Genomic DNA, 25,729 nt, shown 5'->3' with positions numbered 1-25,729 from the left:
CTGCCCCGTTGACACAAACCAAGAACATGGATAGAACATCCCTTGAACGCCCCGCAACGAGGGCCACGGGCTGAACCATGAAATATAGGCGAATTTTCATCGCCTGACACGGTTCTCTGCCCATGAACGAGGACGGAGGAACGCAGATGCTGACCCGAAAGCAGTTGGAACTTCTGGAATTCATCCACAAGCGGATGCAGAAGGACGGGGTATCACCCTCATTTGATGAAATGAAAGAGGCGCTTGATCTGCGCTCGAAGTCGGGCATTCACCGATTGATTACGGCTTTGGAAGAACGCGGGTTTATCCGCAGGCTAGCCCATCGCGCCCGGGCCATCGAAATTGTGAAATTGCCCGAAACCATGGAGAACTCTGGTCGTGCCGGGTTCGAGCCGCGCGTTGTGGAAGGTGGTCGCCCCGAAAGCACCCCCAGCACCGCCCTGCCCTTGGATGCGCTTGGTGTAAATGAACTGCCACTTCTGGGCCGGATTGCCGCCGGTGAACCGATCGAGGCCATCACCGACGGCGCGCAGCATGTGTCTGTCCCCGGCGCAATGCTTGGTGCGGGTGGTCGTCACTATGCCCTTGAAGTCAAAGGGGATTCGATGATCGATGCCGGGATCAACAATGGCGACGTTGTGGTGATCCGCGAAACCAACCGGGCGGAAAATGGTGATATCGTTGTGGCGCAAGTCGATGGCTATGAGGCCACGCTGAAACGGTTCCGTAAGAACGGTGATATGATCGCGCTTGAAGCGGCCAACCCAGCCTACGAAACCCGCCTTCTGCCGGAAGGTCAGGTTAAGGTACAGGGTAAGCTGGTTGGGTTGATCCGAACCTACTGATCCCCGCTATGCGTTGATTCAAAGAAAAAAGCCCGGCCAATGCCGGGCTTTTTGTATGGATCGGAACTAACCGGGTTAGCTGAGCTTGGACAGCTTCGTCTGAAGATCGACCAACTGCTTTTTGATCTTCTCCAGCTCGTCATTATCCGTGGGCTCTTTGGATTTCTCGTCGGTTTCGCCCTCTTGCGCAGGGCCAGAAGTGCCAGAAAAGCCCCCCATCATCGCCTTCATAAAGGCTTCCTGCTGTGCTTGCATGGCCTCAAACCCCGGCATGTTCGCCATGGGATTTCCCATCGTACCCAGATTTTCCATCATTTTCGATTGACCATCGCGCAACATTTCAAAGCTGGCGGCCAAAAACTGCGGCACTACGCTTTGTGCCTGTGTGGTGTAAGAGCGAACCAGATCTGTCAGCACATCCACTGGCAAAACACTTTCGCCACGGCTTTCATGTTCCGCAATGATTTGCAGCAAATACTGACGCGTCAGGTCATCACCTGATTTCAGATCAATGATCTGCACTTCGCGGCCATCGCGAATGAAACCAGCGATATCATCCAATGTGACATAATCGGACGTTTCCGTGTTGTAGAGCCGACGGCTGGCGTAACGCTTGATCAGCAGTGCGTCCTGAGACTTGTTCATATTACCTCCCCGCAGAAATTTCTCTTTCTGCACTGCAAAAGCCTAACAGCGCGGACCACAAAGGCAAGAGTTTTGCTCAAATTCTGTGCGGGGATGGAAATCAAAAAAGGACGAGCCGATGGCTCGTCCTTTAGGAAGGTGCCGGCAGGGAGGAGTGCGCCAGCAGGATTTCCTGTGCTTATTTAGCGGTTGCTTTTTTGGCAGCCTTCGAAACTTCGTCCGAAGCTTTCTTAACAGCAGCCTGAGCTTCTTCGCCCAGCTCTTGGCCAGCAGCCATCATCAGCTCAACGGTTTCAGCTTGTACTTTTTTCGCAACTTCAGCGAAAGCAGCCATGTTCTCAGCAGCCAGCTCAGCCTGAGCCGATGCGAAATCGGTCATGGCTTTGGTGTAGTCAGCAGCGTCTTCTTTAGCAGCAGCAACATCGCCCATTTTGGCCAGAGTTTCTTTGGTCCATTTGGTCGAGATTTCGGCCGACTTGTCTGCAGCTTGCAGAGCAACTTTGGTCATTTTCTCACCCATGGCAGCCTGGTTTTTGAAGGCGTCCTGAGCAACAGACATGTCCAGCGGGAAGTTGGACATCATGTCTTGGAACATTTTGGTGTAATCTTGAGTCTTGGTCATTTTAAGCTCCTAGAGTAGCGGGGGCGCCGGGAGAAAGCGCCGTTTTGTTTCTGCACTCAATATGGATGCTGCAGTGCAGCAAATCAAGTTTTTTCTGCACTGCAGCATGTAACACTTTTAAGTTGTTACTTTCCAAGCTTTTATGACGGACTAATCTTTGGGTATGGCCTTCACATAGGTGCCCGGCGCGGGTGCCAAAGACGGGTGAGACGAATCACCCGGCTCGCGCGCATCCACCTTTTTTCCGGACTTTTTAGCCAGCCATTTGTCCCAATGCCCCCACCAGGATCCCTCGTGGAAGCTGGCGTTCTCATGCCAATCCTCAGGCGCTTCCGGCCAATCTTCGTTGGTGTAGTGACCATACTTCTTCTTGGAAGGTGGGTTCACAATACCTGCGATATGACCACTTTCGGACAGGATGAATGTCTTATCCTTGCCCGACATCTGGCGCATGCCAGCATACGAGGACTTCCAAGCCGCAATGTGATCCGTTTCGCACGCAATGGCACATATCGGCGTATCCACATCCGATAGTGACAGTGTTTCGCCCAGAAGATCAAAGCCGCCGTCTGCGAGTTCGTTCCCTACGCAGAGACCACGCAAATATTCGACGGTCATCTTGGCCGGTAGATTGGTGCTGTCGCCGTTCCAATAAAGCAGATCGAAGGCTGGCGGGGTCTTGCCCAGCATGTAGCTGTTGATTGCGGGACCATAGATCAGATCATTGGGCCGCAGATACGAAAACGTGCGCGACATGAAGAAACTGTCCAGATATCCACGCTCATTGACCTCTTCTTCGATCCCGTCGACGAAATCTTCATCCAGAAACACGCCAACCTCGCCCTGATCCGAGAAATCGGTCAGAGTGGTAAAGAAGGTTGCTGAGTTCACCGACTTGTCACCGCGTTTCTTCATCAATGCGAGCGTCAGCGACAGCGTTGTGCCCGCGATGCAGTATCCAACGACATTCACCTTCTTCTGACTGGTGATTTCTTTCACTTCGCGGATCGCCGTAATGTATCCGTCTTCGATGTAATCACCCAATCCAACATCGCGGTAAGACGCATCTGGGTTCACCCAGCTTACAACAAACAGCGTATAGCCTTGGTCAACGATCCATTTGATCAAGCTGTTCTGCTCTTTCAAATCCATGATGTAGAATTTGTTGATCCACGGCGGGAAGATGATCAGCGGTGTTGCATGCACCTTTTCCGTAGTCGGCGCGTATTGGATCAGCTCGATCATCCGATTGCGAAAGACGACTTCGCCGGGCGTGGTGGCAATGTTGCCGCCAACCTCAAAGGCGCTCTCATCGACGAGTTTCACCAGCAGCTCGCCGTCATTCGCTTCCAAATCGGACACCAGATTTTCCAACCCGTCCACCAATGACTGACCATTGGTTTCAATCGCGCGCTCCATGGCATCGGGGTTGGTGCCCAGAAAATTGGTCGGGCTCATCATGTCGATCATTTGCTGGGTGAAGAAATCCATGCGGCGACGCTCTTCCGCGTCTAGCCCTTCAACACCTTCCAGTGCCTCGGCCATCGTTCCCGAGGTGATCTGATATTGCCGCTTCAGATAGTTGAAATAGGGGTGCGTCTCCCAAAGAGGGTTCGAAAAACGACGATCCTTAGGGGCCGGGTCCTCTGGCGCTTTAAACTCACCCGATATCAGGGCCGCTTGTGCCTCGACGGCATGTTCCAGCGTTTTTCCCCAGAAGGCTGCTTGCTGTTCGATCATCTTAGCAGGGTTGGCCATCATGTCCGACCACATCGAGCTGGCCGCTTTGAGGTAGAAATCCTGCCCCGGCCCCTGAAGGCTGGGACGGACGGGTTTGCGGTTCGCCATGATCTCGCCCAAGCGGGTCGAGAGCGCTTCAATCTTGGCGAGGTTCGCCCCCAATTCGGACAATTCGAGCGGCTGGTCGGGCGGAGTTACCTTTTGGTCTGTTGTCATATAGCAAATTCCCCCCTATCCTTTTCGCTGTTGCAGCATATTAAAAACCGCATATGTTAAGAACTATGCGAATGCAGAAACAAAATGCAAAGGCTAATTGGGGACAGTACATGCGATACATGGCGACCTACGACCTGATGGAGACCATCCGAAACACGAATCAGTGGCTCGGTGCGACCGCTGCAGCGATGGGCTCGTACCCAGCCACCTCGCTTGTCCCAAACCCGTTCTTTCAGATGATGGCGGCATGGGGTGAAGTTGCTGAACGCAGCTTCCACCGCATGATCGTGAAACCCGATTGGGGCATTACAAGTGTTGTGGCCGAAGATGGTCGTGACCACGTGGTTCAGATCGAAAAGCTGGTCGAGCGCCCCTTTGGTGACCTGATCCAATTTAAGGTTCTGGGCCGCCCTGAAAAGTCCCGCCGCGTTATGCTGGTGGCCCCCATGTCGGGGCACTACGCAACGCTTTTGCACTCCACAGTTGCCAGCCTTTTGCCTGACGCAGAAGTCTATGTGACCGACTGGCACAATGCCCGCGACATTCCGGTCAGCGAAGGCAAGTTCGACGTCGAGGACTATACACTCTATCTTGTTGATTTCATGCGACATCTCGGCCCGGACATCAACGTTGTAGCGGTGTGCCAGCCGGCCCCGCTGACACTTGCAGCAACCGCATATCTGGCTGAGATTGACCCCGAGGCGCAGCCGCAAACTCTGACCCTGATCGGCGGCCCGATCAACCCAGACGCCGCGGCCACCGACGTCACCGATTTCGGCCGTCGTGTGACGATGGGCCAGCTGGAAGAAATGGCCATTCAGCGCGTAGGCTTTAAATACGCAGGCGCGGGTCGCATGGTCTATCCCGGCCTTCTGCAGCTGGCCGGCTTCATGTCTATGAATGCCGAGACCCACTCGAAAGCTTTTGCAGATCAGATCATGCGCGTAGCCAAGGGCGAAGCGTCAGATCATGACAAACACAATCGTTTTTATGATGAGTATCTGGCGGTGATGGATATGACCGCAGAATTCTATCTGTCGACGGTCGAGCGCGTGTTCAAAAACGGCGAAATTGCGAAGAATGAATTTGTGGTCGATGGGCATAATGTGGACATCGGTAAGATCACAGACGTTGCGGTGAAGACCGTCGAAGGCACCAAAGATGACATTACGGCACCGGGCCAATGCATCGCGGCCTTGGACATGTTGACCGGCTTGTCGGATGACAAAAAGGCCAGCCACGTTGAAGAAGGCGCCGGTCACTACGGTATTTTCGCAGGCAAAAGCTGGCGTAACAACATCCGTCCACTGGTTTTGGATTTCATCGATCAGAACGCCGGGCGCCACGCAGCACAGGCCGCCAAGAAAAAGGCTGCCAAGAAGGGCAAAACCGTCGCACTGAAGAAGGTCGTCGGGTAAACGTCCCCAAGTTGGCCAAAAACGAAAAACGCGCCAAACGGCGCGTTTTTTTGTTTCACCGCAACTGAAGCGGTAGTTCCATCCAGGCACGGATCCCGATGTTCACATGCTCTGGCATCTCTAGCGTCGGCAGATGCCCCGCATCAGGCAGAACAACAAGTTCAGCATCATGGATCAGCTCGGACATTGTTTCATGCCGCTTAGGGGGGGTCAGCGTGTCGTGCGCGCCGCACATCACCATTGTGGGCACTTTCAAACGCTGTAGCGCGCGCTGCGCATCCGATCGCCGTTGAAGCGCACGTGCTTGACGTACGAAGACTTCAGACCCCAAATCATGCGCCATCTGATACACCAAATCCAGGATCGCACTCTTACCATCCGTAGGGGCAAGACAATCCATTGGGAAGGCCTCGGCCAACGCTTCGTCCAGCCGGCCAGCGCTTGCGCGCACAATTTGCGGTTCACGCCAAGTGGCTTGCGCCGGAGTGTCAGACAAAGGCGTTGTCGAGATCAAAGCCAGCCGGTTCACGCGATCGGGCGCACGACGCGCCATCTCCATCGCGACGATGCCGCCAAGGCTTAGACCTGCCAGAGCAAATCGATCGGGCAGTTCTTCAAGCAACAGCGCTGCCATCTCTCGCACGGTTTCACCGCGCGTCGGGGCGGCCACAATCACGGTATGATCCCGCGACAGGTCATTGATTTGCGGTCCGAATACACGCGCGTCACACATCATTCCGGGGATCAGAACCAAGGGTTCCTGCATCACTGTCTCGCTTATTATTTTTTCTGCCTCACCCAAACAGTGACCCGCCCGGTTGGGTCACGCAAGCTATAACCCGCGTGCCCAGTCCAGAATTATTTCAACCGTGGGGGCTGTGCCATTTGGGCTGACAATGTCGCCCGCCAGAACATGCGCTGACGGGTCAAGCCCGGGTGCAGGCTCAATCACCTGCCGGTGTACGATCCCACCCCAATCTGCTGCCACTTTCTCGGTGGCATCCGCGGAAACCACTTGATCCTCATTCGAGTAGATGAACATCGCTGGCACATCGACGATCCCATAGCCCGAGTTCGCCGCGACTTTCACCATCGCCGCCATCGGCATCAGCGCGGCGGTGGGGTAGCTTTCTGTCCAGTATTTGGCCTGAGCCTCATTGAGCGGCGTGAAACCACGTGTCGCACCTGTCGCCAGCGGCACCCAATGTCGCGCCGCCGGGAAGGTCAGCAGAGGCGCGGCAGAATGGTTGATCCCAAAGTTAGGGGAAATGAAGGTGATGCCCTTCACCCCTGACGCCGCCTGTGCGTCGAACATGCCCAGTGCGGCAATTGTCCCACCGGTTGAGGTCGCAATGATCAAAACCTCATCCCCGATGGCGCGCCCGATGGCCATCGCTTCGGCAAAATCAACCATCCAGTCGTTTACGGTTGGACCTGCCATCGCTTCTGCGCTGCGGCCATGCCCGGCCAGCCGAGCGTTATAGAGATTTGCCCCAAGCCCGTCGGCCACCAGTTCCTGCACAGGGCTGATTTCCTGATGGGATGCCGAAAAACCGTGGATGTAGACAACTGAAAGCCGCGTCTTTTGCCCAGCCTCACCGGCCCAGACGATTTGTTTCTCAGCACCCTCGATCAGATCATCGAAGACCGCCTCACGGCGGGCCAGATAAGCGTCGGGGTCGGGCCCGATTGCAGCCGCATCAAACTGGACGTTAAGATCAACCGGCTCATACGGACCGATCACAAAAGCAGCAGCGACTATTGCCGCCAATGCCATGGCACCTCGCAACACGTTTTTCATGCTTCACCTCTGGCTAGAACGACCTTTACCATTTTCTGAATCGTGCGCAGACATTCGTCATCCGAGAACCGGTGATCCGCCCCTTTCACAAGGGTCAGGCGAATGTCATCACCTTCTGCGTGCTCCAGCAACTTCACTGCCTGTGACGTCGGGACGGCCGTATCCTCGGTCCCTTGAAGGAAGCGCACGGGCATGTCCAACCGCAGAGTGGATCGCAGCACCATGTGGTTGCGCCCATCTTCGATCATGCGCTTGGTGATGATGTAATCCTCGTCATAGTCGGACGGGATCGACAGGAAGCCTTCGCGCTCCAGCTCGGCCTTCTGCTCATCCGAGAAGCCAGCCCAATAGCCATCTTCCGTGAAATCCGGCGCGGCGGCGATTGTCACCAATCCCATCACGCGATCAGGGCGCGCGCGTGCCAAAAGCAGCGACTGCCAGCCCCCCATCGAACTGCCCACAGCCAACACCGGGCCGTCGATCAGATTGTCGACCACCTCAAGCGTATCTTCATGCCAGTCGCCAATGCAGCCCTCACGAAACTCGCCCGAGCTAATGCCGTGCCCCGAATAGTCAAAGCGCACGAAAGCGCGCCCTTGCTCTTTCGCACAAGCCTCAAGTGCGACGGCCTTGGTGCCTTCCATATCCGATTTCAAACCGGATAAGAACAGAATGGTCGGCCCATCCCCTTCGGTCTTTACATAAGCAATGCGACGCCCCTGCGCCGTGTCGAGATACGCGGTCAATCTTCTGTCCTTCTTAGTCGATACTATATGCCAAAATGCGCGAGATTTCGGTGAAGCTGCGCCCACTTTCTTCGTGCCATCGGTTGAACGCGGCCTGAACCGCAGCCTTGGCGGCTTTTGATGTCGGCGCTTTCTCGATCACTCCTTCAGCAACCAATCGTGCCACAACATCCCGTGTCATCATAAATCCATCACGCCCCATCATGCGCAGGGCATATGCGCCAGTATTGCCACCCAACCGGGCGCCGTTGGCTTTCAGCCAATCCAGCAGCCCAAAGTAGTCTTCGGCGGGCCATTCCCCAATCTTCCGTCCGAAACTTCCCGCTTCGGAGGCAACGGATTGAATGAAAACCGCGTTCTCCTGAATTGCGCGGATCTTGGGGGCACTGCGAATAACGCGCGTGTCGGCCAACAGCGTGTCAAACCAGTCGTCGGACATCATCGCGCAGCGACCAATGTCGAACCCGTGAAATGCCTCTTCGATGCCGTCCCACTTGTTGACGATGACCTGCCAGGCCAGCCCCGCCTGAAAAACCCCCTTGGCAAAACAGGCCAGCCACGCGCTGTCATCCAGCGCAGCCAATTCATCTGCGGATTTCGGTTTTTCGATGCCATCCAAGACGGCCCCGAACGAGCCTTTGCGCTCAACCGCCATCATCAGAATGTCGTCAAATCTGCGCATTCGCCCCTCCTGCCCCGCATCTTGCCCCCGCCCCTCGTGAATGCAAGCCGATTTTCCAATTGCCGCCGTTGACTTCGCAACGTGCGCGGGTAAAAACACGCGCAGACATAACCCGCAACCGGGCGTTCCGTGGGCGCCAAAACGACGAGGAGCTAGGCCGATGAGCCAGATTTCCCTTACATTTCCCGATGGCAATGCGCGTGACTATGATGCAGGCGTAACCCCTGCTGAAGTTGCTTCTGGCATTTCCAACTCGCTTGCCAAAAAGGCCATTTCCGCCACTGTGAACGGCGCACACTGGGATCTACAGTGGCCGATCACTGACAATGCCGAGATTGCCATCCACACCATGAAGGATGCGGATCAGGCGTTGGAGCTGATCCGGCACGACTTTGCCCACGTGATGGCGCGCGCTGTGCAAGAGATCTGGCCGGACGTGAAGGTCACGATCGGTCCGGTCATTGAAAATGGCTGGTATTATGACTTCGACCGCGAAGAGCCGTTTACGCCAGAAGATCTGGGCACGATCGAAGCCAAGATGAAAGAGATCATCAACAAGCGCGATCCTGTCACCACCGAAATCTGGGAGCGTGACCGCGCGGTGAAATTCTATGAGGCCAACAATGAGCCTTATAAGGTCGAGCTGATCGAAGCCATTCCGGGCGACGAGCCGCTGCGCATGTATTGGCACGGTCACTGGCAGGACCTCTGCCGTGGTCCGCACCTGCAACACACGGGTCAGTTGCCCGCAGACTCGTTCAAATTGATGTCAGTCGCCGGGGCCTATTGGCGCGGCGACAGTGACCGCGCCATGTTGCAGCGTATCTATGGTGTGGCGTTCCAGAACAAGGACGGGCTGAAAAAGCACCTGCATATGTTGGAAGAGGCCGCCAAGCGCGACCACCGTAAGCTGGGCCGCGAGATGAACCTGTTTCACATGCAGGAAGAGGCCCCCGGTCAGGTTTTCTGGCACCCCAACGGCTGGACCATCTACACCGAACTTCAGGACTATATGCGCCGCCAACAACGCAAAGGCGGCTATGTCGAGGTGAACACGCCGCAGGTTGTTGATCGTAAGCTGTGGGAGGCCTCGGGCCACTGGGACAAGTATCAGGAAAACATGTTCATCGTCGAAGTCGACGAAGATCATGCCCGCGAAAAGGCTGTGAATGCCCTGAAGCCCATGAACTGCCCCTGCCACGTTCAGGTTTATAACCAGGGCATGAAATCCTATCGCGACCTGCCGCTGCGCATGGCCGAATTTGGCTCTTGCGCGCGCTATGAACCCTCGGGCGCACTGCATGGGATCATGCGGGTGCGCGGCTTTACGCAGGATGATGGCCACATCTTCTGCACCGAAGATCAGATCACCGAGGAAACCGCGACTTTCATCGACTTCCTGTCGCGCGTCTATGCCGATCTTGGCTTTCACAACTGGACGATCAAACTGTCCACCCGTCCAGAAAAGCGAATTGGGTCGGATGAAAGCTGGGAACGAGTTGAAAAGGCGCTTGGCGATGCCTGTAATGCCGCAGGTCACGAATATGAGCTTTTGGAAGGCGAAGGCGCGTTTTACGGCCCGAAGCTTGAGTTCACTCTGACCGACGCCATTGGCCGTGACTGGCAATGTGGCACGCTTCAGGTGGATCCCAATCTGCCCGAACGCCTGGACGCCACTTTTGTGGGTGAAGACGGTGCCAAGCACCGCCCGGTCATGTTGCACCGCGCCACGCTGGGATCGTTTGAACGTTTCATCGGCATCCTGATCGAAGAACATGCGGGCAAGCTGCCGTTCTGGCTGGCCCCACGTCAGGTGGTCGTGGCTTCGATCGTGTCGGATGCAGATGACTACGTGCATCAGGTGGTCGACGCGCTAAAAGCCAAGGGCATCCGCGCCGAGGCCGACATTCGTAATGAGAAGATCAACTACAAGGTCCGCGAACACTCGGTCGGCAAAGTGCCGGTAATTCTGGCCTGCGGTATGAAAGAGGTCGAAGAGGGCACCGTATCGATACGCCGTCTGGGCGAGAAGCACTCGAAAGTCTTGCCGCTGGACGAGGTTGCCGCGACGCTCGCGACCGAGGCGACACCCCCCGACATGATTTGATCCGAAAACAAGCCTTTAAAACGCCCCCGCACCGTAGTGTTTGGGGGCGTTTTTCTTTTGAGAGTTCGTTACAATTGCTCACATCGTCAGTGAAACACGTCATGCCGCAGCGCAGAACTCTGTAACAAATCAGATTTCCACCTCTGGTAAGCTGAAATCAATTGCAGCAATTTCTGACACATCTGTGAGCACCCACACGAAGCTCACGGAAGTTAACCCTAGGTAATGCCAGTAAATATGGGGCCTGAGCGTGTAATCGCTCACTCACGAAGCTCACGCGGTCGTGAACGAGCCTCACGTCGCCCTAACAGGCCTGTGATCCACGTTTTCGTGAGTGGAGACAGCGCAATTCGCCCCCTAACTTTTCCTTACCGCCTTGAAGCGGATCGAATTTAAAACCCGAAAGGAAACTCGATGTCGAAGAAAACTGTAGCCATCCTGGGCGCCGTCACTGCCGCCGTAGCTGCCAACGCTGCCCCCGCATTTGCTGAAGATAACGAAAAATGCTTCGGCGTTTCGCTGGCAGGTCAGAACGACTGCGCCGCTGGCCCCGGCACTACCTGCGCCGGCTCGTCGACCGTAGACTATCAGGGCAACGCTTGGAAACTGGTTCCGGCTGGCACCTGTGAAACCATGGAAATCACCGATGCAGACGGCAAGAAGCACATGGGTTCGCTGGAAGCGACCGAAATGAACCTGCCCGGCTAATCCTCAAGGTTAAGCTGAACAGTCCCAAGAACTCTGCTCTGGCCAACATCGCTTGGCCAGAGCACATCTGAAAAAAGATACGAAGGCTTTTGACATGTTGGAACAACGCACAAACACGACGCTTCCGAATGGCGCTGGCGTTGGGTACAAAGCGCAGCATTTCCAAGACCTTCTGAACGCCCCCGGCGATGTGACTTGGCTTGAGATTCACGCCGAAAACTACATGGGCGACGGTGGCCGTCAGATCGCTCAGCTACGTCATCTGGCCGAAAACTTCCCGATTTCCGTCCACGGCGTGGGTGCGTCGATCGGGGGCGAGGGCCGTTTGGACCCCGAACATCTGGCCCGACTGAAAAAACTGGTGGACTGGCTGAACCCGGCCAGCTTCTCGGAACATCTGGCATGGTCGACCCATGATAGTGCGTTCCTGAACGACCTTTTGCCCCTGCCCTACACGAACGAAACATTGAACCGCGTCACCGCCCATATTAACGAAGTGCAGGAGCTTCTGGGCCGAAAGATGCTGTTGGAAAACCCCTCTTCCTATCTCGCCTTCGCTGAAAGCACATGGTCTGAGCCCGATTTCATTCGCGAAGTCGCCCGCCGCACGGGCTGTGGTCTGCTGCTGGACGTGAACAACGTGTTTATCTCGGCCACCAATCTAGAGTTTGAAGCGCTGGATTATCTGGACGCCTATCCACTCGAGCTGGTCGAGGAAATCCACCTTGCCGGTCACGACGAGGATGCGGATGAACTTGGCCGCAAGCTGTTGATCGACAGCCATGGCAAACCGGTGGACGAGCCCGTCTGGGCCCTGTTTGATCACGTCATCGCCCGTACAGGTGCCCGACCCGCCCTGATCGAGTGGGACAATGACGTGCCCGAATGGGATGTGCTTGAAAGCGAAGCCGCCCGCGCAACTGCTCAGATGGCTGCACAGACGCAAAAGGTGCCCGCATGACGCAAGACACACTGACCCAAGCGACCGACCGTGCCGCGGTAACCCAGTTAGAGTTCCGCAATGCAATCCTAAACGCGCAGGCTGATGTGCCCGAGGGCCTGGTGAACCCCGATGGCCAGCAAGCCTCAAAACGCTTCTCGGTCTATCGCAACAATGTTGTGCACAGCCTGTCCGAGGCGATGTTGACCGGCTTCCCGGTTCTAGCAAAGCTTCTAGGGGACGATTTCTTTCGCGAAATGGCGAAGGTTTACTTGCGCATTCATCCGCCTGCATCTCAGCTGATGATGCATTACGGTGCGGCCCTTCCCGGATTTCTGGAAAGCTTCCCCGGAACGCTGCATCTGAAATACCTTTCCGACGTGGCCCGTTTAGAACTGGCCCTGCGCCGTGCCTATCACGCAGGCGATGCCGATCCGATCGATCCGGCCGAGCTGACCGACCTTAGCCAGCACGAGCTAATGGAAGCGCGCCTGACGCTGGCCCCGGCCTGCGAGGTGCTGCGCGCCAAGTGGCCCGCGAAATCCATTTGGGACTTTAACATGCAGGACGGTCCGCAACCGACATCCGGCGGCGAGGACATCCTGATTTCGCGCATTGGATTTGAGCCGGCCACCTACCTGCTGCCCGAAGGGGCTGCTGCCTTTGTCAGCTCGCTTCTGAAAGGCCGAAGCTTTGGCACCGCCCTTGGGCTTGCCACTTCCGAGACGCCAGATTTCGATCTGACTGAAACGCTGACGATCCTGATCGCGGCGCAAGCTATAACCGGTATAGACCGGGACAAATAAAAAGAAGATGGAAGGACATTGCCATGCGCGCCTTGGCTCACATTCACAACCGGCTGGCCGGGCTGGCTGATCGTGCCGCCCCCGAGGTTCTGCCTCTGCTGGCACGCTTTACATTTGCGGCCACGCTTCTGGGGTATTTCTGGGCATCTGCCCTGACCAAGGTGGGTCCGGGCCTTTTGGGCATTTTCAAGCCTTCGCTTGGGGCCTATGCGCAGATCTTCCCCAAAGCCATGGAGGCCGCCAGCTATAACGTGGGCGATCTGACTTTCTTCCACTGGGCTGTCGTCTTTGCTGGCACGGTGGCCGAGTTCATTCTACCGCTTCTGATCGTGATCGGGCTGTTCACCCGCTTGGCCTCGCTGGGCATGATTGGTTTTGTCGTCGTGCAAAGCCTCACTGACTTGTTTGGTCATGGGGGCATCGAACATGCCGAGACCTTGGGTGCTTGGTTTGATCGCATACCAGACAGCCTTATTCTGGATCAACGCCTGTTTTGGGTTGTTGTGCTGCTGATCCCCGTTTTCAAAGGCGCAGGTGCTCTGTCGCTGGATCGGCTGTTGAAGCTCAGGTAAGCGGCTTCATCTAAAACAAAAAAAGAGCACCTTCTCAGGTGCTCTTTTGCTTTTCTGGTGGTCGATCTTATTCGCCCAGTTCTTCGGGCAGAACCAGGTTCAACACGATGGACAAGAAGGCCGCAGGCAACAGGCCCGAGGTCAGCAGGATCTGCCAAGTCCGCCCCATGTGCTGAAGCGCCTCCGGTACCAGTTGAAGTCCAAGACCCATCGACAGCGACACGGCGAAGATCACCATGTTGCGACGGTTCCAAGTCACCTCGGACAGCATGTTCAGACCAGCAGCGGCCACCATGCCGAACATGACGATCACACCGCCACCCAGCACGTTAATTGGAACCGTGGATACGATCGAGCCGATTTTCGGAACCAATCCACAGACAATCAAGAACAACGCCCCGATGGTCACCACATGGCGGCTCATCATGCCGGTCATGCTGATCAAGCCGACGTTCTGGCTAAACGAGGTATTTGGAAGGCCACCAAAGATGCCAGCGATTGCCGTTCCCAGACCATCCGCGTAGGTCGCGCCAGAAATCTCGTCATCCGTAGCTTCGCGCCCTGCGCCACCTTTGGTGATGCCCGACGTATCGCCAACGGTTTCAATCGCCGAGATAACAGCCATGAAGCACATGCCGATGATGATGGCGCCGTTGAAATCCATGCCCCATTTGAAAGGCATGGGCATTGCAAACCAAGACGCACGCCCGACATTGCCGAAGTTCACCTGGCCCATCATCATGGCGACGACATAGCCTGCGATCAGGCCAATCAAGACCGCCGCGACGGCCATGAAGCCCCGCGTAAAGAACTTGATCGCCAACGTGACAACAACAACAACCAATGCGGGGATCCACATGTTCAGGCTGCCGAATTCAGGTTTGCCCATCAAAGGCACACCACCCGCGGCATACTGAATGCCAACCTTCACAAGGGACAAACCGATCATCAAAACGATCAACCCTGTGACCAAAGGCGGCAATGCGAAGCGAATTTTACCGATCACAGCGCCCAGCAGGAAGTGGAACACCCCGCCGATCATCACGCCGGTCATCAGCCCGGCCATGCCAGCCACACCCTGCCCGGCCACAGCCGGGATCATAACAGGCAAGAAGGCAAAGCTTGTCCCCTGCACAATGGGCAAACGCGCGCCCACGGGGCCCATGCCTATGGTCTGGATCAATGTTGCGATGCCCGCAAACAGCATCGACATCTGGATCATATAAAGCATGACCGGAAAATCTGGAGAGTTTGACCCAAAGCCAAACCCGGCTGCACCTGCCACGATGATGGCAGGCGTCACGTTCGAGGCAAACATCGCCAGAACATGTTGAATACCAAGCGGGACCGCTTGCCCTAATGGGGGCATGTAGTTGGGGTCCCGCAGGGCCTCTGCGTTACTAATATCTGTCATTTCACTTCCCTGTCGCTGGGGCTTTGCCCGTTTCTTCGAGCGGGTTTACCGCTTCTGTTATGAACCCGAGACTGGCCGTGATTGACTACGAATGCAAATTCTGGTCACGCAGGTGCAGCAAACACCGCGCCGCAGGGCAGAAAAACGCCTGCGGAATTGCTCCACAGGCGCTTCAATTTCCAAACTATCGTGGATGACCTAGTGCGGGTCGGGCTTGGTTGCCACCAATGCAAGAATGCCGCCCAGCGCGGCCAGTGCGATTGGGAACATGGTGAAGACACCGTAACCAAAGGCAAAATACATCCCGGCAGCCGAGGCCAGCATCAACCCGCCCCCAATCTGCGCGACAGAGCGTGCCATCGCCCCACCGGCCAGCGCCAGAAGCGGCGCGATCAGTGCAAACACGCGAATTCGGCCGGGGTTGTCCACCTGTTCAGCCAAGTCAGGAAGTTCGCCAAACCGGTCGATCACTTCCGTGTATCCATATCCAAAAAACCCGACGATCATGCCCAAAACACCTGCAATCACACCAAGAACCAAAGCGGCATTACGCATCGTTTTCCTCCTGCTCTTTCATCCCAGATAAGGGATCAATTGCCGTTCGCCAACCATTTCGCTTGCGTTTTTACATCCCAACCCAGCGTCAAGTCGCCATCGGCCTCGATCACCGGACGCTTCATCAGGGTTGGATGCGTCGCCAAAAGCGCAACCGGATCCCCTACCCGTTCCGCCTCGGACAGCCCACGCCACGTGGTGGATCGCTTGTTCACCAGCGCATCCCCGAAGGCCGCAAAGAACCGCTCCAGATCACCCCGGTCCACGCCATTCGCACGCACATCCACGTAATCGAGCGTTCGCCCCGCCCCCTCCAGCGCCTTCACCGCCTTGCGGCAGGTATCACAATTTTTCAGCCCCCAAACGCGCATGTCGCCCCCTGTCATAGTCCTGTCACACGACACCCCGATGGTGCCACCTGCGCCTTTTATGACCCCATACGGCGAGAAACGAAAGGATGCAGAGTTCCGCTGCAAATCAGGCGTTCTTAAGGTTTTTCTTGCATTTCGACGCCTCGCGCCCCATGTCAAAGGGGTAAGACAGAACTATCTACCGCCTCCTTTCATGCAGTCGGACGATACCTGATTGCGAACGAAGGCCCCGCACACTGCAGGGTTCAAATAAGGAGAAGCGGATATGTCCGATAAACAAACCGGCACCGTGAAATGGTTCAACACCACCAAAGGCTACGGCTTCATCGCACCCGATAACGGCGGCAAAGACGTGTTTGTACACATCTCGGCTGTTGAGCGTTCGGGCCTGACCGGTCTGGCCGACAACACCAAAGTGTCCTACGACCTGCAAGAAGGTCGCGACGGTCGCCAGTCGGCAGTTGAGATCGAAGTTCAGGGCTAAGCGAGAGCAAATCCTGATACGATCATAAGAGTATTCACCGGCCTCTCAAAGCAGCGATTGCCCGCAATCGCGTTCGAATGAGAGTGGAATGCCACTGATCGGATTTGCTTTGACCCACCGAATTGCGAAACCCCGCGGAGTGAAAACTCGGCGGGGTTTTTCTATGGGGGAGTGCGGCATCTGCTGAGGGCAGCGCCCGACCCTGAGATGGTGCGAAGCGCCCTCCCGTGGGGAGGGTCGGGCGCTGCCCGTGCGCAGCACGGGCTGGTTAATTCACTCATTGCGCAATGCCTCAATTTGGCTGTCCAGACCGGGTCGGTATTTCATCCTCTAGTTTGCTTATCTGATCTGGAAGCACGTAAATATATGAAATGAGATAGTCTAGAAGTTCCACAATTTGACGCGCCATCGTTTCATTTGGCTCGTTGTCCAAATCGAAATGAGCCCCAAGATTTCCTCCCTTACGAATTGCGTCAGAGAGCTTTCTCAACGGTTCAGCTAGGTCCGTATGTGACTGTGCTTCCAATATTAACTTCTGGAGAGGCAGCTTTTGTTTACTCTCGGGGACTATGAACTTGAAAATGCCTTCCAATGTCCGTCGGCCAGACGTAGCAGTCGCACCATAAATCTGAGCATTGTATGCCCGGACGGTATCTAACATGGACTTGCGTAGCGCTTCAGGGACCACGTCAGGCAGATCGGGAATCTCGTACTTTTTGGTTCTCGCCGGAAACATTCTAATTGCCGAGGGACGTTGAGCCGCCGAATTTCTTTCTACATGTGGGAACGTCAAAACCAACTGAATGAAGCCATCGCAATTTGGGCAAACACTCGAGGCACAGGTCATGAGAGCATTTGGGTTGTGTTGTCGATTTTGCAGAGGGAAGTTGGTCGCGGCGCCACAGTGAGGACAAGGGGTGTTAACCACCGCAGGCCAAGAACACTTGCTGCCGTCTGAATTCCATTTGCGACCACATTCCTCTGGAATACTGACAGAGTCGCTCACCCCTTCAACTCCGCCTCAAACTCGCGCCACTCCCCCTTCGACATGCCGGAGGTCTCCTGCGTGACTTCTTCGCCTTTCAGCATGCGGCGCAGGCAGTCCATGGCGCGTCCCGAAAGGTTGGCACCGCCAAGGCGGTAGTCCTCGAACGCGCCGTAGGCGGCGGGGACCCAGTCGGCGACGACCTTGCAGATCGCGTCCGCATAGACACGGATTTCGTATTGCGCGTGGTGGTCGGCGCGCAAGCGCAGGAAGTGGAAGAGGTTGTGCAGGTCCACTTTCCAATACCATTGCGTATAGATGTTGGCGGGCAGGTTCATGCGGGCCAGTTCGCGGGCCAGACCGTCCTGACCCTCGTCACTGATCATCTCTTCATAGTGATCATAGGCGCGATTGCTGTCGGCCTTCAGGATGTCCAGAACCCGCGCGGCTTCTTCGCCCTGCAGCGCCACGCCCCGGCCTTGGTTGTTCACCACGGACTGCGCGGCGACGTGTTCAGGGGCTGGAATATAGAACTCGCGATCAAGGATCGAATAGCGCGCCGAGTATTCGTTCACATTGGCCGTCCGGTGGCGGATCCACTGGCGCGCCACGAATACGGGCAGTTTCACATGGAGCTTGATCTCGCACATTTCAAACGGGGTCGAGTGCCAGTGGCGCATCAAATACCGGATCAGCCCTTCGTCATTCTGCACCGATTTGGTGCCCTTGCCGTAGCTGACCCGCGCGGCCTGACAGATCGCGGCGTCATCGCCCATATAGTCGATGACACGGACAAAGCCATGATCCAGCACTTCATGCGCGGTATAGAGGTGTTTCTCCATCCCCTCGCTGATCGCACGACGGGTGGTTCCGGTCTGGGCGCGTTGTTCTTCGATTTCCTGGATCTGCTCGGGGCTCAATGACATTTCGAATCTCTCGTAGGTTACCTGCCCGGCCACTATATCTAGTTGTGCCTCTCGGAAAAACAGCCATATGACGGAAAATGCGACTTGGCTTCCCCTTAGCACTGTTGGTGCTATGGTGGCGCCAGTGATCCGCAACGAAAGGGAGGCCTCAAATGAAAATCCGCTATCTGCACACAATGGTTCGGGTGAAGGACCTTGAGGCCAGCATCCGGTTCTTCGAACTGCTGGGACTGGAAAAAACACGACACTATGACAGCGAAGCTGGGCGGTTTTCATTGATCTTCATGGCGCCTCCAGATCAGCCGGATTGCCCGGTTGAGCTGACCTATAACTGGGATGGCGACGAAGGACTGCCATCAGACAGCCGCCATTTCGGCCATTTGGCCTATGAGGTCGAGGATATTTACGCCATGTGCCAGCACTTGCAGGACAACGGCGTCGTGATCAATCGCCCCCCGCGCGACGGGCACATGGCGTTTGTGCGATCGCCCGACAATATCTCGGTCGAGCTGTTACAGGCGGGTGACGCCCTTGCGCCGCAGGAACCCTGGGCAAGCATGGAAAATACCGGGCATTGGTGATGCCTGTCTTTCCTGCGAAGAAACGCATGAAGACGGTGGGGGCCGTGTTCTTAGCTTGCCTGGCTACGCTGGTTGGTCCGGTCCCGGCCCAAAGCCTTGCTCAAACCCAATGTCGACAAGCCCTTGCACTTGGGCTGGATGTGTCAGGTTCGGTTGATGAACGTGAGTACCGGCTGCAATTGGATGGGCTTGCCGCAGCGCTTGAAAGTGCTTCAGTTGTCGGGAAGCTTTTGGAGTTGCCTAACACCCACATCGAAATCAGCGTGTTTGAATGGAGCGGTCCCAACCACCAACGGTTGGTGCTGGACTGGACCCCTGTCACGTCTGCGGCAGTGATAACAAGAGTTGCAGACCGGTTGCGCAGCACCGCCCGTATTCCGGCTGATCCATCTACAGGGCTAGGCCGCGCAATGGTTTTTGGGGGTGTTCTTCTTGCGAAACGGCCAGATTGCTGGTCACATAGTCTGGATCTTTCCGGGGACGGCCGTTCAAATTCCGGGCCCCGGCCACAGGATGTGCGAAGCCAAGATCTGTTTGAAAATGTAGTTGTGAATGCGCTGGTCGTTGGGGACACTGATGGAGGGCGTGATCTTAAACCCTATTTCGAAGCGGTCGTTTTGAACGGGATCGGAAGCTTCGCCATTCAGGCCGCCAGCTTTGACGCCTTTGAGCAGGCGATGACCAAGAAACTCTTGCGCGAACTGCAGGGGCTTATGGTCTCGCACGCCAAACCGAGGCCCCAGCCCCCCGTTCCAAATCAGTAGATATAACGGATCTGATCCGTCCAGTATCTCTCAACGCGTTTCAACGCGCCGTTGATGTCGCTGATCCCATCCGAGGACAGAACATCGCGTGTCTGCAGCCCTTCGGCGTGCCGTTCAAACAGGGTTGCCACGATATCGCGGATCGATCGGCCTTTTTCCGTCAAACGCACCCGCACCGAACGGCGATCAATTTCGCATCGTTGGTGGTGCATGTAGCCCATGTCGACCAGCTTCTTCAGGTTATAGGACACATTGGATCCCTGATAATAACCGCGGCTTTTCAATTCGCCCGCCGTCACTTCGTTGTCGCCAATGTTGAACAGCAACAACGCTTGTACCGCGTTCACTTCCAAAACGCCGACCCGTTCAAATTCATCTTTGATCACATCCAGCAACAACCTGTGCAGACGCTCAACCAGCGCCAATGCCTCGAGATACTGCAGGACAAAGCTTTGATTTTCCGTTTGCCCAATCTGGGAATGCATACTCATCCGTCTCTCCGAACCGTTATAGGAACGACTATTGAGACCGAAAGAAGAACATTCGGTTAAATATGTCGGCATCCCATCACAGAGATCAGGACAATTCTCTTAAAAATAATTGCGTGCTTAGCGCGACTGCATATGTCGGGCGATCCGCGAGATCAGTTCTGACAACGCTTCGGGCGCGTCCTGCTGACCTGACACCCATTGATACAGATCCTGATCGTTCTCACCCAGAAGTGCTTCGTAAAGATCAAGTTCGTCCGCGTTCATCGCGTACAGATGATCATCTGCATAGCGCGACAGGATGATGTCCATTTCCTTGATCCCGCGCCGCATCGAGCGCATGGCCAAACGCTTGACGCGATGTTCGTGGGTTTCGCCCTCGCGTGCGCCCGGTGTTTCCTTCAACTGATCGAGGGGAATGCCGCTCATCTTTTATCCTTCCAACCGCTTACGCAGGCGTTTTTCCAAACGGCCTAGCTGATCCGCCGAGCGTGCCATTTGCATCTTGATGTCGCGGATTTCAAGCAAGAGATCACGAACCTCGGGTGTATCCCCATCCTCAAGCGCGGGCTCTTCGACCCCTGCCCCTTCGCCTGTCAAAAGCCAACGCATCGAGACGTTCAGAACGCCTGAGACCATCTGTAGTTTGTTGGCACGCGGTTCCGAAAGATCCTCTTCCCATCCGCGCAGTGTTTTCACCTTAATGCCAAGCCGTTTCGCCAAGGCAGATTGCGACATGTTTTCGGATTCACGGGCGGCTGCAAGACGATCCCCGAAGGTGGCGGCCTCTTCCGAATACCAATCACCATTTGCTTCTGTCTGTTCCATGCCTGCCTCTCTTAAAACAATGTCGATAACCGGCACCTGTTGATGCTTGATCAGCTTCGCGGCGCACCCTAGAAGAAATGTGACCAACATACAAACCGAGGCCGCTATGTCTTTCCTCTCCGCGACACTTGACCGCGTAAAACCATCGCCAACGATCGCCGTTTCCACTTTGGCAGCAGAACTGAAGGCCGCCGGGCGCGATGTAATCGGTCTGGGCGCGGGCGAGCCGGATTTTGACACGCCTGAAAACATCAAAGACGCGGCCAAGGCTGCGATTGATGCGGGCAAGACGAAATACACCGCCCCGGACGGGATGCCCGAGCTGAAGCAGGCAATTTGCGACAAGTTCAAGCGCGAGAATGGGCTGGACTATGCGCCCAACCAGATCTCGGTCGGGACGGGTGGAAAGCAGATCCTTTACAATGCCCTGATGGCCACGCTGAACCCCGGCGACGAGGTTGTTATCCCGGCCCCCTATTGGGTGAGTTACCCGGACATGGTGCTTCTGGCGGGCGGCGAGCCTGTGGTGGTGGAATGCCCGATTGAAACCGGCTTCCGCATGACGCCAGAACAGCTTGAGGCTGCGATCACGCCCAAGACCAAATGGCTCATCTTTAACTCACCCTCGAACCCGACAGGCGCGGGCTATACGCGCGAGCAATTGAAAGCTCTGACCGATGTGTTGATGCGTCACCCGCACGTCTGGGTGATGACCGACGACATGTATGAGCACCTTGCTTATGATGATTTCGAGTTCTGCACGCCGGCCGAAATTGAACCGGGTCTTTATGATCGCACACTCACCTGCAATGGTGTGTCCAAAGCCTATGCGATGACAGGGTGGCGGATTGGCTATGCGGGCGGACCGGTGGAGCTGATCGCCGCGATGCGTAAGATCCAGTCGCAGTCGACCTCGAATCCCTGTTCGGTCAGCCAATGGGCTGCTGTTGAAGCGCTGAACGGTACGCAGGACTTCATTCCGGAAAACAACAAGATGTTCGTGCGCCGTCGTGACCTTGTGGTCGAGATGTTGAACGTTGCAGACGGCATTGAATGTCCGGTGCCGGATGGGGCGTTCTATGTCTATCCGTCCATCAAGGGCTGTCTGGGCAAAACCTCGCCCGGCGGCGTGAAAATCGACGACGATGAGACCTTTGCAAAGGCACTTCTGGAAGAAAAAGGCGTGGCGGTTGTTTTCGGCTCGGCCTTCGGATTGTCGCCAAACTTCCGTGTCAGCTATGCCACGTCGGATGAAGCGCTTAAGGAAGCCTGCACACGCATTCAGGATTTCTGCGCCTCTTTGGTGTAGAAGAGCCTGCATTACGATTCGAAAGGTTTCCAATGACCGCCGCATTGCCCGAGTACTATTTCCGTGTCCGTGAGAACGGCGCCTTCGTGTTCAAGGTTGATACGGAAAACCGTCAGCGTCGGATCGAGTTGGATCAGATCGCGGTTCTGAATGTCAAAAACGGCGAGGTCAAACCAAACGGCGGCCGCACTCTAACGGATGCGGACAAAGCTGCCATTTCGGACTGGATGGAAAAGCGCCGCGCGAAATTGGCGCAACGTGACATTGATGACATTCTTCGGACCGTCGACCACCTGAACCTGACGACGCATTGGGCGCAAAGCCGTGCCTCGGATGAAGATCTGGAACAGGTGACGGATGCGCTTTTGCTGGCGATGCACGACCTTCGTTCAATGCTTGTGCGCAAGAAAGCCGACAGGCTGATCAAGGGAAAGTCAGAATAACGCGCGAGATGTGTTCAACCGGGGCTAGCTGGTTGCGCCGATGCGGGACGACCGCATCCAGAACCGCCATGACATGAACGCGCCCGCACAGACCAATCCTAGAAGCAGCCCCCACCAAACGCCAACGGCCCCAAAGCCAAGTGTGATCCCCAGCACGTAAGACGAGCCCATTCCGACAATCCAATAGCTGAGACTGGCGATGATCATCGGCACGCGAGTATCCTGCACGCCACGAAGCAGGCCCATCGCAATGGCTTGCGCCCCATCCGCAATCTGAAACAGTGCCGCGACCACCAAAAGCGCGGTGCCCAGAAGCACAATCTGTTCGCGCAAGGCCTCGGTTGGGTCCAGGAACAGTTGGATCAACGGCGCAGGGAACACCAGGAACAGAATGACGGTCAGCCCGCCAAACAGAAGAGACGTCAGCGTGACAGCCAGCGCGCCACGGCGCAGACCAAGTTCGTCTTTACGCCCCAATGCGCGTCCTGCCCGGACCGTTGAGGTCATAGACAGACCCAAATGGACCATGAAGAACGTCGCCGTGATCTGCAACGCGATCCCGTGAGCGGCCAGTTCAACGGTGCCAATCAAACCCACCACGATGGTCGAGGCCGAGAACATCCCAACCTCAGCCAATGTGGTCAGGCCAATGGGGACTCCGAGCTTCAGAAGGGCCGAAAGGGCTTCCCAATCGGGTTTCCACAAGCGTTGGAACAATGCCTGTTCCGGGTTCAACCGCGCGGCATAGATCCAAAGAACCAGCCCCGCTGCGATTTGAATGGTGACGGACGCGATGGCCGCCCCGCGTACGCCAAGCTCTGGCGCACCCCAGTTGCCAAAGATAAGCGCGTAGTTGATCACGCCGTTCATCACAGCAGCAATAACCGTTGCCCACAGAACAATGCGCGCATGCTCTAGCGCGGATAAGTAACTGCGCAACACCATGACCACCAAGGCTGGGATCATCCCAAACCCGGCAATTCGAAGATAGTCCTGCGCAATCAGGCTTAGCTCTGCATCCTGCCCCATGCGCTGCAAGATCGGGGCAGAAAACCACATCAGCGGCAGTACCGCGATTGCAAACCCGACCGAGATCCAAAGGGCCATGCGGGTCAGACGACGCACACGGACCTCGTCCCCAGCCTCGGCGGCTTCTGCGACCATCGGCATCAATGCAAATGCAGGCCCTGCCCCCATGATCAGGAAAATGAAAAAGAAGGTCCCCGCCAGAGTGACGGCGGCCAGTTCGTCGACCCCATACCAGCCCAGCATAATGGTGTCGGTGATCTGAACCGAGAACTGCGCCAGCTGCGAGGCCACCAAAGGGGTGCCAAGCACAAGCACTGCGCGCATGTGCTGAGGAAGGGTCATAACTTGTGTCATTCCCCACCTCTATTCTCGGTGGTGCGGAGGGGCAAGCACAGAGTGATGGCGCTATCAGCAACAAATAGCCAATCCACCGATTGGTGGATTTGCTTTGAAAGGCGCGGCGGTTGAGAGGCGCCGCCGATTAGAGCATTGCAAGCAATGCTTTGCTTGGCGTGCCGGTCACCGGCAAACCGCGTGACCGCTGGAAGGCCTCAATCGCGGCGAAGGTCTTTTTGCCCAAGACCCCATCCGCTTCGCCGGCGTCAAAGCCCGCGCGGGTCAAACCACGCTGCAGCGCCTTACGATCTGCAAGGGTAAGGCCATGTTCATCAGGTCCAAATGACGCGCGCAAAGCCGGACGTCCTGCCAATCGGTCGGACAGATGCCCCACGCCAATGATGTATTTCTGCGCGTTGTTGTAGCGGCCCAGTACAGAGTAGTTGTGATAGACCTCAAACACCGGTCCGCTGTCACCTGCGGGCTTCACCACGCGGCCCCGGCCCGAAGGCGAATTCCCGGTTATCTCATCCCCCCAACGCTGGCCGCGTTTCCAACCTGATCGGCTGAGATAGGCGGCAGTTGACGCAAGCGCATCGGTTGGGTCATCGGACCAGATGTCACGCTTCCCATCGCCCCGGAAATCCACTGCATACGCCAGATACGAAGTCGGGATGAACTGTGTATGGCCCATGGCCCCCGCCCAACTTCCGGTCATGCGATCGGCCGACACGTCCCCCCGTTGAAGGATCTTCAGGGCGGCCATCAGCTGACCTTCAAAAAACTTACCGCGTCGCCCGTCATAAGCCAAAGTCGACAAGGCGGATATCACAGGCACGTCCCCGCGCCGTTCCCCATATCGGCTTTCCACGCCCCAAACTGCGGCGATAACCTCTTTTTCCACGCCGTACTTCGCCTCCAATTGGCGCAGCAGAGCGGCGTGTTTTTGCAGCATCGCTCGGCCTATTTCGATCCGCGCATCAGATGCGGCAATGGCCAGATAGTCCTCGAAGCTGCGCACGAATTCAGTCTGGTTGCGGTCACGTTCCACCACGCCGGGCAGAAAGCCCACACCCCGGAAGGCCCGGTTGATTGTCGCTGAGCTTATGCCACGCGCTTTCGCACGTTCCTTGGCCCCCGCAACCCAAGCATCAAACCCGGCATTGGGCACCGCACGCATTGTCGTGCCTGCAGAAGATCGCGTTGATGATGTCACCATGCGATCCGCCGCTCCGGATCGACACGCAGCAAGGGAAACGGCGGATACACCAGCCAGAAAGAAACGTCGGGAAAGGGGCATTTTAATCACCTGTACTGCTTAATTCACCGCAGTCCACTTGGCGTGGAGTGGGCAACGCTTTTGTTAAA

29 protein-coding genes are annotated in these 25,729 nt (G+C 56.3%); 12 read left to right on the top strand and 17 right to left on the bottom strand.

Annotated features, from left to right (window positions below; translation table 11 throughout):
- The first annotated feature begins 146 nt into the window (after positions 1-146).
- Positions 147-845 (top strand): transcriptional repressor LexA, encoded by a 699-nt coding sequence (gene lexA, locus MWU55_RS12650; RefSeq protein ID WP_246937907.1) that lies wholly within the window; start codon positions 147-149, stop codon positions 843-845.
- Positions 846-920: 75 nt separating this feature from the next.
- On the opposite strand, the gene phaR is transcribed toward lexA, so the two are convergent.
- The 3 genes from phaR to phaC all read right to left on the bottom strand — a co-directional run bounded on the left by phaR (position 921) and on the right by phaC (position 4,068).
- A complete protein-coding gene (gene phaR / locus MWU55_RS12645; protein WP_246936527.1) occupies positions 921-1,490 on the bottom strand; it encodes a polyhydroxyalkanoate synthesis repressor PhaR in 570 nt (189 codons plus the stop codon).
- 178 nt (positions 1,491-1,668) lie between these two features.
- Complete coding sequence (locus MWU55_RS12640; RefSeq protein WP_246936526.1) at positions 1,669-2,112, bottom strand: Phasin; 444 nt, start codon at positions 2,110-2,112, stop codon at positions 1,669-1,671.
- Between the two features lie 150 nt (positions 2,113-2,262).
- Positions 2,263-4,068, bottom strand: a complete 1,806-nt coding sequence (gene phaC / locus MWU55_RS12635; protein WP_246936525.1) for a class I poly(R)-hydroxyalkanoic acid synthase — start codon at positions 4,066-4,068, stop codon at positions 2,263-2,265.
- 110 nt (positions 4,069-4,178) lie between these two features.
- On the opposite strand from phaC, the gene phaZ reads away from it, so the two are divergent.
- Positions 4,179-5,486, top strand: coding sequence for a polyhydroxyalkanoate depolymerase (gene phaZ, locus MWU55_RS12630; RefSeq protein ID WP_246936524.1), 1,308 nt, complete (start codon positions 4,179-4,181; stop codon positions 5,484-5,486).
- Positions 5,487-5,541: 55 nt separating this feature from the next.
- Here the strand turns inward: phaZ and MWU55_RS12625 are convergent, their stop codons facing one another.
- The 4 genes from MWU55_RS12625 to MWU55_RS12610 all read right to left on the bottom strand — a co-directional run bounded on the left by MWU55_RS12625 (position 5,542) and on the right by MWU55_RS12610 (position 8,715).
- A complete protein-coding gene (locus MWU55_RS12625) occupies positions 5,542-6,252 on the bottom strand; it encodes an alpha/beta fold hydrolase (protein WP_246936523.1) in 711 nt (236 codons plus the stop codon).
- A gap of 66 nt (positions 6,253-6,318) precedes the next feature.
- On the bottom strand, positions 6,319-7,287 hold the full coding sequence (locus MWU55_RS12620) for an alpha/beta fold hydrolase (RefSeq protein WP_246936522.1): 969 nt from the start codon (positions 7,285-7,287) through the stop codon (positions 6,319-6,321).
- On the bottom strand, positions 7,284-8,033 hold the full coding sequence (locus tag MWU55_RS12615) for an alpha/beta hydrolase (RefSeq protein WP_246936521.1): 750 nt from the start codon (positions 8,031-8,033) through the stop codon (positions 7,284-7,286). The genes MWU55_RS12620 and MWU55_RS12615 overlap by 4 nt, the downstream gene beginning before the upstream one ends.
- Positions 8,034-8,046: 13 nt before the next feature.
- A complete protein-coding gene (locus MWU55_RS12610) occupies positions 8,047-8,715 on the bottom strand; it encodes a DNA-3-methyladenine glycosylase I (protein WP_246936520.1) in 669 nt (222 codons plus the stop codon).
- A gap of 160 nt (positions 8,716-8,875) precedes the next feature.
- Here MWU55_RS12610 and thrS point away from each other — a divergent pair, with 160 nt between their 5' ends.
- From thrS to MWU55_RS12585, 5 genes are all read left to right on the top strand, one after another.
- Positions 8,876-10,822: a threonine--tRNA ligase gene (thrS, locus tag MWU55_RS12605; RefSeq protein ID WP_246936519.1), complete on the top strand. Its 1,947-nt coding sequence runs from the start codon at positions 8,876-8,878 to the stop codon at positions 10,820-10,822.
- Positions 10,823-11,236: 414 nt separating this feature from the next.
- Positions 11,237-11,530, top strand: coding sequence for a DUF2282 domain-containing protein (locus MWU55_RS12600; RefSeq protein WP_246936518.1), 294 nt, complete (start codon positions 11,237-11,239; stop codon positions 11,528-11,530).
- Positions 11,531-11,624: 94 nt separating this feature from the next.
- Positions 11,625-12,491 carry a DUF692 domain-containing protein gene (locus MWU55_RS12595; RefSeq protein WP_246936517.1) on the top strand — a complete coding sequence of 289 codons (867 nt, stop codon included), beginning with the start codon at positions 11,625-11,627 and terminating at the stop codon, positions 12,489-12,491.
- On the top strand, positions 12,488-13,276 hold the full coding sequence (locus tag MWU55_RS12590; protein ID WP_246936516.1) for a DNA-binding domain-containing protein: 789 nt from the start codon (positions 12,488-12,490) through the stop codon (positions 13,274-13,276). Before MWU55_RS12595 ends, MWU55_RS12590 begins: the two co-directional genes overlap by 4 nt.
- Before the next feature lie 23 nt (positions 13,277-13,299).
- Positions 13,300-13,848: a DoxX family protein gene (locus MWU55_RS12585; RefSeq protein WP_246936515.1), complete on the top strand. Its 549-nt coding sequence runs from the start codon at positions 13,300-13,302 to the stop codon at positions 13,846-13,848.
- A 67-nt stretch (positions 13,849-13,915) separates the two neighbouring features.
- On the opposite strand, the gene MWU55_RS12580 is transcribed toward MWU55_RS12585, so the two are convergent.
- From MWU55_RS12580 to MWU55_RS12570, 3 genes are all read right to left on the bottom strand, one after another.
- Positions 13,916-15,262, bottom strand: coding sequence for a nucleobase:cation symporter-2 family protein (locus tag MWU55_RS12580; RefSeq protein ID WP_246936514.1), 1,347 nt, complete (start codon positions 15,260-15,262; stop codon positions 13,916-13,918).
- 198 nt (positions 15,263-15,460) lie between these two features.
- The gene (locus MWU55_RS12575) at positions 15,461-15,817 is read right to left on the bottom strand and encodes a hypothetical protein (RefSeq protein ID WP_246936513.1); all 357 of its coding nucleotides are present in this window, start codon (positions 15,815-15,817) and stop codon (positions 15,461-15,463) included.
- Between the two features lie 35 nt (positions 15,818-15,852).
- Entirely contained in the window at positions 15,853-16,188 is a 336-nt protein-coding gene (locus MWU55_RS12570) for an ArsC/Spx/MgsR family protein (protein WP_246937905.1), read from the bottom strand.
- 265 nt (positions 16,189-16,453) lie between these two features.
- Here MWU55_RS12570 and MWU55_RS12565 point away from each other — a divergent pair, with 265 nt between their 5' ends.
- The gene (locus tag MWU55_RS12565) at positions 16,454-16,672 is read left to right on the top strand and encodes a cold-shock protein (protein WP_246936512.1); all 219 of its coding nucleotides are present in this window, start codon (positions 16,454-16,456) and stop codon (positions 16,670-16,672) included.
- A 292-nt stretch (positions 16,673-16,964) separates the two neighbouring features.
- Here the strand turns inward: MWU55_RS12565 and MWU55_RS16625 are convergent, their stop codons facing one another.
- The gene (locus MWU55_RS16625) at positions 16,965-17,678 is read right to left on the bottom strand and encodes a DUF4145 domain-containing protein (protein ID WP_246936511.1); all 714 of its coding nucleotides are present in this window, start codon (positions 17,676-17,678) and stop codon (positions 16,965-16,967) included.
- On the bottom strand, positions 17,675-18,583 hold the full coding sequence (gene thyX, locus MWU55_RS12555) for an FAD-dependent thymidylate synthase (protein ID WP_246936510.1): 909 nt from the start codon (positions 18,581-18,583) through the stop codon (positions 17,675-17,677). The genes MWU55_RS16625 and thyX overlap by 4 nt, the downstream gene beginning before the upstream one ends.
- Before the next feature lie 152 nt (positions 18,584-18,735).
- Between thyX and MWU55_RS12550 the strand changes: the two genes are divergently transcribed.
- A complete protein-coding gene (locus MWU55_RS12550; protein ID WP_246936509.1) occupies positions 18,736-19,164 on the top strand; it encodes a VOC family protein in 429 nt (142 codons plus the stop codon).
- Positions 19,164-19,928, top strand: coding sequence for a DUF1194 domain-containing protein (locus MWU55_RS12545; protein ID WP_246936508.1), 765 nt, complete (start codon positions 19,164-19,166; stop codon positions 19,926-19,928). Before MWU55_RS12550 ends, MWU55_RS12545 begins: the two co-directional genes overlap by 1 nt.
- Here MWU55_RS12545 and MWU55_RS12540 read toward each other — a convergent pair.
- The 3 genes from MWU55_RS12540 to MWU55_RS12530 form a co-directional block, all read right to left on the bottom strand.
- Complete coding sequence (locus MWU55_RS12540) at positions 19,922-20,419, bottom strand: winged helix DNA-binding protein (protein ID WP_246936507.1); 498 nt, start codon at positions 20,417-20,419, stop codon at positions 19,922-19,924. The genes MWU55_RS12545 and MWU55_RS12540 overlap by 7 nt on opposite strands.
- A gap of 117 nt (positions 20,420-20,536) precedes the next feature.
- Positions 20,537-20,845, bottom strand: coding sequence for a succinate dehydrogenase assembly factor 2 (locus MWU55_RS12535; protein ID WP_246936506.1), 309 nt, complete (start codon positions 20,843-20,845; stop codon positions 20,537-20,539).
- Positions 20,846-20,848: 3 nt separating this feature from the next.
- Complete coding sequence (locus MWU55_RS12530) at positions 20,849-21,244, bottom strand: helix-turn-helix transcriptional regulator (RefSeq protein ID WP_246936505.1); 396 nt, start codon at positions 21,242-21,244, stop codon at positions 20,849-20,851.
- A 106-nt stretch (positions 21,245-21,350) separates the two neighbouring features.
- Between MWU55_RS12530 and MWU55_RS12525 the strand changes: the two genes are divergently transcribed.
- Complete coding sequence (locus MWU55_RS12525) at positions 21,351-22,553, top strand: pyridoxal phosphate-dependent aminotransferase (protein ID WP_246936504.1); 1,203 nt, start codon at positions 21,351-21,353, stop codon at positions 22,551-22,553.
- A gap of 32 nt (positions 22,554-22,585) precedes the next feature.
- A complete protein-coding gene (locus MWU55_RS12520) occupies positions 22,586-22,996 on the top strand; it encodes a hypothetical protein (protein WP_246936503.1) in 411 nt (136 codons plus the stop codon).
- 24 nt (positions 22,997-23,020) lie between these two features.
- Here the strand turns inward: MWU55_RS12520 and MWU55_RS12515 are convergent, their stop codons facing one another.
- Positions 23,021-24,367 (bottom strand): MATE family efflux transporter, encoded by a 1,347-nt coding sequence (locus MWU55_RS12515; protein ID WP_246936502.1) that lies wholly within the window; start codon positions 24,365-24,367, stop codon positions 23,021-23,023.
- Between the two features lie 139 nt (positions 24,368-24,506).
- Complete coding sequence (locus MWU55_RS12510; protein WP_246936501.1) at positions 24,507-25,661, bottom strand: lytic murein transglycosylase; 1,155 nt, start codon at positions 25,659-25,661, stop codon at positions 24,507-24,509.
- Positions 25,662-25,729 lie beyond the last annotated feature (68 nt).

This window comes from Aliiroseovarius sp. F20344, assembly GCF_023016155.1.
Classification (GTDB): Bacteria; Pseudomonadota; Alphaproteobacteria; order Rhodobacterales; family Rhodobacteraceae; genus Aliiroseovarius.
The sequence above is the reverse complement of the archived record's forward strand: the minus strand, read 5'-3'. Positions and strand labels throughout refer to the sequence as shown.